The 10,212-nt window shown below is 48.6% G+C and carries 7 protein-coding genes; 4 read left to right on the top strand and 3 right to left on the bottom strand.

Features of this window, described 5'->3' with window-relative positions; genetic code table 11:
- Positions 1–161: 161 nt before the first annotated feature.
- Entirely contained in the window at positions 162–3,026 is a 2,865-nt protein-coding gene (gene gcvP, locus XMD564_RS11210; RefSeq protein ID WP_173508351.1) for an aminomethyl-transferring glycine dehydrogenase, read from the bottom strand.
- A 170-nt stretch (positions 3,027–3,196) separates the two neighbouring features.
- Positions 3,197–4,864: a 2-isopropylmalate synthase gene (leuA, locus tag XMD564_RS11205; RefSeq protein WP_173508350.1), complete on the bottom strand. Its 1,668-nt coding sequence runs from the start codon at positions 4,862–4,864 to the stop codon at positions 3,197–3,199.
- A 166-nt stretch (positions 4,865–5,030) separates the two neighbouring features.
- Here leuA and XMD564_RS11200 point away from each other — a divergent pair, with 166 nt between their 5' ends.
- The 4 genes from XMD564_RS11200 (at position 5,031) to XMD564_RS11185 (ending at position 8,511) form a co-directional block, all read left to right on the top strand.
- Positions 5,031–5,489, top strand: a complete 459-nt coding sequence (locus XMD564_RS11200; RefSeq protein WP_173489231.1) for an Lrp/AsnC family transcriptional regulator — start codon at positions 5,031–5,033, stop codon at positions 5,487–5,489.
- Between the two features lie 47 nt (positions 5,490–5,536).
- Positions 5,537–6,499, top strand: a complete 963-nt coding sequence (locus XMD564_RS11195; RefSeq protein WP_173483698.1) for an MBL fold metallo-hydrolase — start codon at positions 5,537–5,539, stop codon at positions 6,497–6,499.
- The gene (locus XMD564_RS11190) at positions 6,496–8,229 is read left to right on the top strand and encodes a DEAD/DEAH box helicase (protein WP_173506066.1); all 1,734 of its coding nucleotides are present in this window, start codon (positions 6,496–6,498) and stop codon (positions 8,227–8,229) included. The genes XMD564_RS11195 and XMD564_RS11190 overlap by 4 nt, the downstream gene beginning before the upstream one ends.
- 75 nt (positions 8,230–8,304) lie before the next feature.
- A complete protein-coding gene (locus XMD564_RS11185) occupies positions 8,305–8,511 on the top strand; it encodes a DUF2788 domain-containing protein (protein WP_173481007.1) in 207 nt (68 codons plus the stop codon).
- Between the two features lie 129 nt (positions 8,512–8,640).
- Here the strand turns inward: XMD564_RS11185 and XMD564_RS11180 are convergent, their stop codons facing one another.
- Positions 8,641–10,101, bottom strand: a complete 1,461-nt coding sequence (locus XMD564_RS11180; RefSeq protein WP_173508349.1) for a hybrid sensor histidine kinase/response regulator — start codon at positions 10,099–10,101, stop codon at positions 8,641–8,643.
- Positions 10,102–10,212 lie beyond the last annotated feature (111 nt).

Below are 10,212 nucleotides of genomic sequence, written 5' to 3'. Positions count from 1 at the left end.
GAAGTATGCAGAATCCATTGGGGCTAGAAGAAAGAGATCTTCATCAAAAGCCGGATATATGACTGCAGCTCACCTTAACCATTGGTACTTTTATCTTGCATAACGCGGGACGGACCATATATGACCTTTGGTCTGACCCCTTTTTGTTAATACAAAATAACCTACTCTGCGTAGTCACTCACCGGTGGACAGGTGCAGACGAAGTTTCGATCGCCGTAGACGTTGTCGATACGGTTAACCGTTGGCCAGAACTTCGCTTGGCGAACCGCACTGACTGGGAACACAGCCTGCTCTTTTGAGTAGCTGCGGGTCCACTCTGCATCCACCAGATCTTCCAGGGTGTGCGGTGCATGTCTAAGAACAGAATCTTCCGCAGCGACTTCACCTCGCTCAACCGCCGCAATCTCTTCACGAATCTTAATCATCGCTTCAATGAAACGATCAAGTTCCTGAATAGATTCTGATTCAGTTGGTTCCACCATTAGCGTGCCCGGCACAGGGAAGGACATGGTCGGCGCGTGGAAGCCATAGTCCATCAAACGCTTAGCAATGTCCTCTTCAGTAATGTCAGAGACCTCTTTCAGAGGGCGGATATCGATAATACATTCGTGTGCGACAAAACCATTCGTGCCGCGGTAGAGAATCGAATAGTGATTCTCAAGACGTTTAGCAATGTAGTTAGCATTTAGAATCGCCAGTTCGGTCGATTCGCGCAAACCGCGATCACCGAGCATACGGATGTACATCCAGGTAATCGGCAGAATAGACGCCGAACCGTAAGGTGCTGCTGCTACGGCTCCATTGCTGCCATTACCTGGCACGGGCGATACACTGTGGCTAGCAAGGAATGGCGCTAAGTGTGCTTTCACACCAATAGGCCCCATACCTGGACCACCGCCACCGTGAGGGATAGCAAAGGTTTTGTGCAGGTTAAGGTGTGATACGTCAGCACCAATCGTACCTGGCTTACACAGGCCTACCTGCGCATTCAAGTTAGCACCGTCCATGTAGACCTGACCACCATGCTGGTGAATCAGTTCACAGATTTCACCCACAGCCTCTTCAAAGACACCGTGCGTCGATGGGTAGGTAATCATCAGTGTCGACAGGTTGTCGCTGTGCTGTTCCGCTTTGGCTTTCAAGTCAGCCACATCCACGTTACCCACTTCATCACAGGCAACCACAACCACTTTCATATCCATCATTGCGGCTGAAGCAGGGTTGGTACCGTGCGCCGACGATGGAATCAAACAGACATTACGGTGACCTTCACCGATAGACTCTTGGTACTTACGAATCGCTAACAGACCAGCGTACTCACCCGAAGCCCCTGAGTTTGGCTGCATAGAGATCGCATCGTAGCCGGTGATATCAATCAACCAACGATCCAACTGTTCTAGCATTTCAGCGTAGCCCTGTGCCTGCTCTGCAGGAACGAACGGATGAACATTACCAATTTCTGGCCAAGTGACCGGCGTCATCTCCGAAGTCGCATTCAACTTCATCGTACATGAACCTAGCGGAATCATGCCGTGAACCAGAGAGTAATCTTTATTCTCTAGACGCTTCATGTAACGAAGGATATCGTGCTCAGCGTGGTATCGATTGAATACAGGATGTGTAAGAACCTCGTCTTCACGAACCAAATCAGTCGGTAATGAGAAGGACTCCTCAACATCGTCTAACTCTTCAACTGAGATGACCCTACCAGTAATGACACTGATCAGTTCGGCAACATCTTCAACGCTGTGCGTCTCATCGAAACTGATACCAAAGCGAGTATCAGACAGTTTACGAGGATTGATATTGGCATCCAGCGCGCGCTGATAGACCGACGCGTCAGCATCAAAACTCAAGGTATCAAAGAAGTGGGTATTGGTCGTTAAGCCAGCAGAGTTAAGCTGTTTCGCTGCAAGCTGAGCAAGGCGGTGAACGCGAGTGGCAATCTTTTTCAGACCGACTGGGCCATGGTAGATCGCATAAAACGCAGCCATATTGGCAAGCAGTGCCTGCGCTGTACAGATGTTAGAGGTCGCCTTCTCGCGACGAATGTGCTGTTCACGTGTCTGCATCGCCATGCGGTAGGCTTGGTTACCGCGAGAATCGATCGATACCCCAATAATACGACCAGGAACCGAGCGCTTAAGCTTTTCGCTGGTCGCGAAAAATGCAGCATGTGGACCACCAAAGCCCATCGGTACACCAAAACGTTGTGCTGAACCGAGTGCAACATCTGCACCGAGAGAGCCCGGTGATTTAAGCAACATTAATGCTAAAAGATCGGTTGCCACTGCAACCAGTGCACCTTGTGCCTTAGCATCTTCAACGACGCTGGCAAGATCGATAATCTCCCCCTCACTGCCTGGGTATTGAACCAGACAGCCGAAACAGTCGTGTGAAGAGAGGTTTGTGGCATCATCAACAACGACCTCAATACCAAAGTACTCGGCACGTGTTTGAATCACATCCAAGGTCTGTGGGTGTACCTGAGAATCGACAAAGAAGGTGTCTGATTTCTTACGATTAGATCGCTTAAGCAGAGTCATTGCCTCAGCTGCAGCGGTCGCTTCATCAAGCAACGACGCGTTTGCCAAGTCCATGCCAGTCAGATCCATGACCATCTGCTGGAAGTTGAGCAGTGACTCAAGACGGCCTTGTGAGATCTCAGGCTGGTAAGGGGTGTAGGCGGTGTACCAAGCGGGATTCTCCAGCACGTTACGCTGAATAACACCCGGTACCAAGGTGCCGTAGTAGCCCATACCGATAAAGTTTTTGTTCAGTTGGTTCTTAGCCGCGATCTGCTTAAGTTCCGACAGGGCTTCAACCTCTGTCACCGGATTACCAATCGAGAGCGCATCACTCAGTAGGATCGATTCAGGGACGGTTTTCTGAATCAAATCAGCTCGATCAGAGACATCCAGGGTGCTGCACATCTGTAATTGCTCAGCATCATTTGAGCCGAGGTGGCGCTGAATGAATTGATCAGAATCGCGAAGTTCTTGAAGCGTACTGTGAGAGTGAGGCATGAAGGGTTCCAACTAACAATTAGAAAGTTTCAATTAAGGCCAATATTCTACTCCTTCAGCCTATTTCATGACACTTTTTGATAGATTGATTGAAAATAAAAAGGCCAGTACACATTTCACAATGCGAACCGGCCTTATCAATTAACGGATTAAATCAGTTGTTAGCGTCACTAAGCCGCTAGTTGTACAGCGACCTCTGATCGGTTGATGGCCGAGATCAGTGCCTTTAGAGAAGCCCCTAAACTGTCTGTATCAAAGGCCATACCGACGACACGCTGACCATCAACATTGATTAAGAAGTAAGCTGCTGCCAATGCATCGGTGCCACTACCGACCGCATGTTCAGAGTAGTCGATGACGTTGACTGCCTGCCCAGTCAACGAGGCCCAACCATCAAGGAAAGAGGAGATTACCCCTTCCCCCTGACCGATCAGTTCACGATCTTGGCCGTTGATCGAAACTGTCGCTTTGAACTGTTCGTTTTGCTGACGATCAATGGAGAAGCCTTGCAACGCAACTGGCTCAGCCGATTTGATAAAGTTCGCTTTAAGGATTTCAAAAATCGCATCACTGCCCATTTCAGAGGCACTCTCTTCTGAGGCTTTTTGAACCAGCGGAGCTAATTCAGTCTGCATCCAGCGCGGCAGAGTAATGCCATAATCACGTTCAAGTACAAAGGACATACCGCCCTTGCCTGATTGACTGTTTACGCGAATAACCGCTTGGTAATCACGCCCAATATCCTTAGGATCGATTGGCAAATAGGCCACCTGCCAGTGCTCATCCTCGCCCTGTCGGTGCAAACACTTCTGTATAGCATCCTGATGGCTACCCGAAAACGCGGTGTAGACCAACTCTCCAATCCAAGGGTGACGTGGACTAACCGGCAAGCGCGTACACTCAGTAAAGGTGGTAATAATCTCATCTGGATTAGACAGATCCATTTTAGGATCAACACCTTGGCTGTATAAGTTCATCGCCATTGTTACCAAATCCATGTTACCGGTACGCTCGCCATTGCCTAGCAAGGTCCCCTCAACACGATCAGCACCGGCCAATACTGCCAGCTCAGCAGCCGCCACAGCACAACCTCGGTCATTATGTGTGTGAACAGAGATAATCGCGCCAGCACGATTCTTTATATGGGTACAGAAGTACTCAATCTGATCGGCAAAAATGTTGGGCGTCGACTCCTCTACCGTTGACGGTAGATTGATGATGCAGCGGTTCTCAGCCGTTGGCTGCCAAACATCCATTACCGCATCACAGACCTCGATCGCATAGTCGATCTCAGTTCCGGTAAAACTCTCTGGTGAATACTGGAAGGTCCAATCCACTTCTGGGTAATCTTTGGCACCGTCCATAACCCACTGCGCACCCTGAGTCGCAATGGCTTTGATACCTTCGCGATCCTGATTGAATACGCGCTCACGCTGAATCGTACTGGTTGAGTTGTAGACGTGAACCACCGCACTTTTAACGCCACGAAGCGCCTCATAAGTACGATCGATCAGCTCTTTACGGGCCTGTACTAGTACCTGAATCGTCACGTCATCAGGGATCTCACCGTTGTCGATCAACCAGCGAACAAAATCGTAGTCCGGCTGACTCGCTGACGGGAAGCCCACTTCAATCTCTTTTAGCCCAATCTTCACCAACAGACGCCATAGACGCTGCTTCTGTTCAACAGTCATCGGTTCAAGTAGCGCCTGATTACCGTCACGCAGATCCACCGACGCCCAAATCGGCGCGTGGGTGATTGTGTTGTTAGGCCAAGTACGATTCTCAATTTGAATCTGTGGAGCTGGCTGATAGCGGCGGTAATCGAAGTTAGACATACAATCCTCAACAGTGGCTTCGAGTTAATTCATTGCTGCACAGTGTACTGGGGTTATTGAGGTTAATGATTGCGAATCACCCATCAAATAGGTGAAATTATTATCATTAATTGCTATAAATTGATTTATAGAGCAATTTAATTTCAATTTTTACGGATATAAAGAAATGGATCGTTACGACAAGGCTATTCTTCAGCAGCTTCAGCTAGATGGACGCATCTCGAACCAGGAGTTAGCGGATAAGGTTGGCCTCTCACCCTCCCCCTGCTTACGCCGTGTCAGAGCCCTTGAAGAGAGCGGTATCATTAGTGGCTATCGCGCCAGCTTGGATGCCAAGAGATTGGGGTTAACGCTAACCGCCATCATTATGATCTCGATGGATCGTCATACCCCGGAACGATTCGCCAACTTCGATAAGGTCATTAATGAGCTACCGGAAGTATTGGAGTGTCTGCTGATTACCGGTCAGGATGCTGACTACCAACTCAAAGTGGTGGTGCATGACATGGAAGATTTTCAACGCTTATTGCTCGAGAAGATCACCCGCATAGAGGGAGTGACCGGTGTACATTCGAGTTTTGTCATGCGCAATGTTAAGAGTGAATCGGCACTACCCGTTCGATAAAAGCGTGTTATATTTCTGGTCTATAAAAACAGAACAAGGTGTGTGCTATGCCGTTAAAAGCCCTCTCTTTAAGTGTGTCAGTTTTCACAAGCCTAGTGTCGACCTCAGCCTTTGCTGTGACGCCCGATGATAAGTACAAAGAGTCCCTACTCTACGATAAACCCGTCAAAGTCGCCGATGATGTCTACTCGGCCATCGGGCAGTTGAAGTTTTACACCTATGAGAATGCCGGCCACAACAATAACCTTAGCTTCGTGATTGGCGATGAGTCAGTCCTGGTGGTGAATGGTTCAAGTACTTACCTATTAGCCAAAGCCCTACATGATGAGATCAAACAACTGACCGACAAACCGGTTAAATACGTCGTTGATGAAAATGGCCAATCCCATGCCGCTCTGGGAAATAACTACTGGAAAGAGCAAGGGGCAACCATTATTGCCCACGTCGATGCCGAAGAGGAGATTCAAGAACAGGGATTTCGCGGTCTAGAGATGCTCAAAGAGACACTTAAAGAGCGCATCAATGGCACCGAATTGACCGAGATCGATCAAACCTTTGAAGAGAGCATGACGCTGGATCTTGGCGGCATCACGGCAGAACTTATTCACCTTGGTCCTGCCCACTCCAAAGGGGACATCAGTGTTGTGATTCCTGAGCGCAACGTCATGATTGCCGGCGATATCGCGTTTCACCAACGCATGCTGCCCGTCTTTCCAGAGACCAATACGGCTGAATGGATAGAGACTTGGGTGAATGAGTTTACACCGATAGCACAGGATATGATCATTGTTCCGGGTCACGGGGAACCCACTAACTTTGCCGAGGTCGATCGATATACTCGCGGTTACCTTGAGTACGTTCGGGGTAAGATCGGAGAGTTGATTGATGAGGGCGGCACACTCGATGACGCCTACAAAATTGACCAAACACCCTACCTTCATCTAGAGACAGCCGATGAGCTAGCGGGCAAAAACGCGGGGCGCATCTTTGAAGCGATGGAGTGGGAGTGACACAGCGCTTTACTCTTCGCCCCTATCAACAACAGGCGGTTGATGCGACGCTGACGCACTTCCGCCAAACCTCCGAGAGCGCCGTACTGGTGCTCCCTACCGGAGCCGGTAAAAGCCTAATCATTGCCGAGCTAGCCCGCCTAGCAAAGCGTAAAATATTGGTGGTCACTCACGTTCAAGAACTGGTCGAACAGAATGCTTCCAAATATGCGGCATTAGGGCTGACACCGGGTATCTACTCGGCGGGACTAAAGCAGCGTGACACTGAACATCAAGTGGTGTTTGCCTCGATCCAATCAATCGCCAGAAATCTCGATCAGTTTGATCATCAGTACTCATTGATCATTATTGATGAGTGCCACCGTGTCTCTGATAACGACGAATCGCTCTATCAACAACTGATCAGCCAGATTAAGAAGAGTAATCCATCGCTAAAGGTATTAGGACTCACTGCCACCCCCTATCGTTTAGGCCATGGCTGGATATACCATCGGGATTACCGTGGTTTTTTCCGCCAATCAGAGAGCACCATTTTCCAACACTGCATCTATGATCTGCCGATGCGCAACCTGATCAAACAGGGGTTCTTAACGGAGCCTAAGCTGATCAATGCAGCGACCGCACACTACGACTTCTCAGCACTGACACCCTCACCTAACGGACTGTTTGCAGAGCGGGAGGTCAATGAACTGCTGGCTAAATACCCCAGAGTCACTGAAGCCATTTGTGAGCAGGTCGTGGAACTTGCTAACGATCGGCAAGGCGTCATGTTGTTTGCGGCCAGTGTTAAGCACGCAAAAGAGATATTGGACTACCTCCCTAAAGGGGAAGCGGAGCTGGTGATAGCCGATACCGATGCTAAGCAACGTACAGAGATCATCAACCGCTTTAAACAGCGGCAGTTTAAATACCTCGTTAACGTTGCGGTACTGACCACCGGTTTTGATGCACCACATGTCGATCTAATTGCGATTCTTCGCCCCACTCAATCAGTCAGTCTGTTCCAACAGATGGTCGGTCGCGGCTTACGACTGAGTGAAGGTAAAAAAGAGTGTTTAGTCATCGACTACGCCAACAACGGAATCGATCTATTCGACCCTGAAGTCGGCGTACCCAAGCCAGCACCTGATACCGAGCCGGTACAGGTTTTCTGCCCTCTCTGCGACTTTGCCAACCTCTTTTGGGGAAGAACCGATCAAGATGGAGCCGTCATTGAGCACTATGGACGCCGCTGCCAAGGTCTCTCTGATGACGGGGAGCAGTGTCAATTTCGCTTTAAGTTCAAAAGCTGCCCTCATTGCGGCGCTGAAAATGATATCGCGGCACGAAACTGCCAAGGGTGTCATGAGGCTCTGATCGACCCTGATGATCTGATCAAAAAAGCTCTATCACTGAACAGCTGCAAAGTGATTCGCTGTGCGGGACTTAGAGTCAATCAAGAGGATATGGCGATACGAGTGACCTACTATGATGAAGATGCAAACACCCTATCGGAGAAGTTCAACCTCACCAACCCCAAACAAAGGGTGCTGTTTAATCAACTCTTTGGATCACGGGTGAATAGTGGTCAATCACCCACTCTTTTCAATAGCGTGGAATCAGTACTTGAGCTGAGCAGCGCTTTACCCGTACCGGACTTTGTCGTCTCCAGAAAATCGGGTAAGTATTGGCAAGTGACCGAGCGCATCTTTGACTACCAGGGGCGCTATCGTAAAGCGAACCAGCTGTAAAAAACCCTACCTTTTACAGGGTGTTAATTCTTCTCTATTTGCTATGATGCGCGCTCAAATTGAGAGGAGAGAACTATGCGTTTAGCCGAAATGGAAGCGATCATGTTTAACGTCGGTGTCACCGTCTTCGCTCTCTTCATCTTCTTTATCATCTACGATCTTGCTAAAAAATCGAACGCCGGCAAATTCGGTACTTTTATTCTTTTCTTTGCACTCGGCCTAGGCCTTGCTGCCTTTCTAGCAAAGTCGATCATCGTTGAGTTTATCGGCGGCTCGATTTAACGCAATTGCCGGATTCACCAGTGACTGGCTTTAGCCTGTCATCTGCTTTATCAGCGTTTTCCAGAAGATTGAATGTAATTCGAAAGCGGATGACAGGCTAAAGCCAGTCACCGGCAATTTTTGTTAACTTCATTCAAAACCAATTTCAGCCAAGACCGCTTTCAATTTATCAGGGTTGATCGGTTTGCTGATAAACGCGTTGGCACCATCCGCCAGGATAGCATCGGTCTCATCACCCACAACAGCTGCTGTAACAGCGATGATAGGTATTTGACTGCCGGTAGCTCGTATCGCTTTAACCAGCCCATGTCCGTCTAATTCCGGCATCATTAGATCCGTTAAGACCAGATCAAAAGAGGCATCATCAAATCCATCCAGCGCCTTTTGGCCATTTTCAAAACAGGTCACGATAGCGCCCTGTTTGGTTAACATCTTCTCGCTTAACATTCTGAGCATTGCCTCATCCTCAGCAAACAGAATTCGAACGCCCGATAGTGTATCCTGTGCCTGTGCCTGTGCCTGTGCCTGTGCCTGTGCCTGTGCCTGTGCCTGTGCCTGTGCCTCAGGATTATCTTTGCTCATTACACAAGACAAAGTAAAACAGGCACCGCCTAAATCACTCTGTGTGTAAATCAACTCCCCACCCAACTCTCTAGCGAGTTCTGAAGCGATGTAGAGACCAAGACCGGTTCCATCCGCTTTAGAATCACCTCGACTGAAAGGTTCAAATGCACTCCTAATGTATTCGCTTGGAATGCCCTTACCATCATCTTCAACGGTAAGCGTTAAAACGTCTTTTCCATCGATAGTTTTCAATTCTGAATGAACATTAATTTTCGAGCCTTCAGAGTGAACGGCGGCATTTTTAACCAAGTTAGTAACCAACTGTCGAAGCAGCTGTTCTGCAAAGTGATAGAGCTGCCCACCTAGTTCCGCAAGATTTAACGTCAATTCAAGACCTTGATCTCTGACTAAGGGTAGCAGTGGCGAAACAGCTCGCTTGATAAGAGTTGTAGGATCAGCAAAGGCCAGGCTGCCCTGTTTAGCACGCTCAGGAGCAACCACTGTTCGCATATCCTCCAGCACACTCAGTAGATTAGAGGTGATCTCTTTGATAGCAGCCAACTTCTCTTCATCGGCCATATCATCATTAATCAACATATCGATGGCGGCGACTGGCGTGCGCAGTTCATGACCAACCACTGCAAAGAGTTCGCGCTGCTTCTCTTTGGACTCTTGAATCACTTTCAGTGCTTGCTGCTGCTCAGTCACATCCGATCGAATCAACAGAACCTTAGTTCTACCCTCTTTTTCATAATAGGTTCCGGTCTCCAACTGAAGATAGTTAATGCCAACACTGCCGGGTAGATGCACAGGTATGACTAGATGACTTTGCTCTGAAGTAACAGCCTCTACAATCGAATCGACCCCCTGCTTATCGACGGCAGTCTTGTTGGCAAAATCTAAAAGATTGACGCTATCGCCAATATTTATAATTGGGTGATGACCTGAAAACGCGGTCGCGGTTTTATCTTCGATATCGATCTCAAAGATGGAAATATTCCCAGCAGAGAGTGACCTATCCCCCAAAAACTAGACCATGACCTCGATGAGATTTCCATTTAACCTAAAGGGATGGAGATCTCGATATGAAGAAGCGTTACACCGAAGAACAGATCATTAAGGCGATCAAAGAGCATG

It is taken from the genome of Marinobacterium sp. xm-d-564, from assembly GCF_013283345.1.
Taxonomy (GTDB): domain Bacteria; phylum Pseudomonadota; class Gammaproteobacteria; order Pseudomonadales; family Balneatricaceae; genus Marinobacterium_E.
The sequence above is the reverse complement of the archived record's forward strand: the minus strand, read 5'-3'. Positions and strand labels throughout refer to the sequence as shown.

Excerpts from the sequence above, each read along its gene's own strand:
- XMD564_RS11200 (WP_173489231.1), top strand. The coding sequence starts at position 5,031 with ATGGATCGTTACGACAAGGCTATTCTTCAGCAGCTTCAGCTAGATGGA.
- leuA (WP_173508350.1), bottom strand. The coding sequence starts at position 4,864 with ATGTCTAACTTCGATTACCGCCGCTATCAGCCAGCTCCACAGATTCAA.
- XMD564_RS11195 (WP_173483698.1), top strand. The coding sequence starts at position 5,537 with ATGCCGTTAAAAGCCCTCTCTTTAAGTGTGTCAGTTTTCACAAGCCTA.
- XMD564_RS11185 (WP_173481007.1), top strand. The coding sequence starts at position 8,305 with ATGCGTTTAGCCGAAATGGAAGCGATCATGTTTAACGTCGGTGTCACC.
- gcvP (WP_173508351.1), bottom strand. The coding sequence starts at position 3,026 with ATGCCTCACTCTCACAGTACGCTTCAAGAACTTCGCGATTCTGATCAA.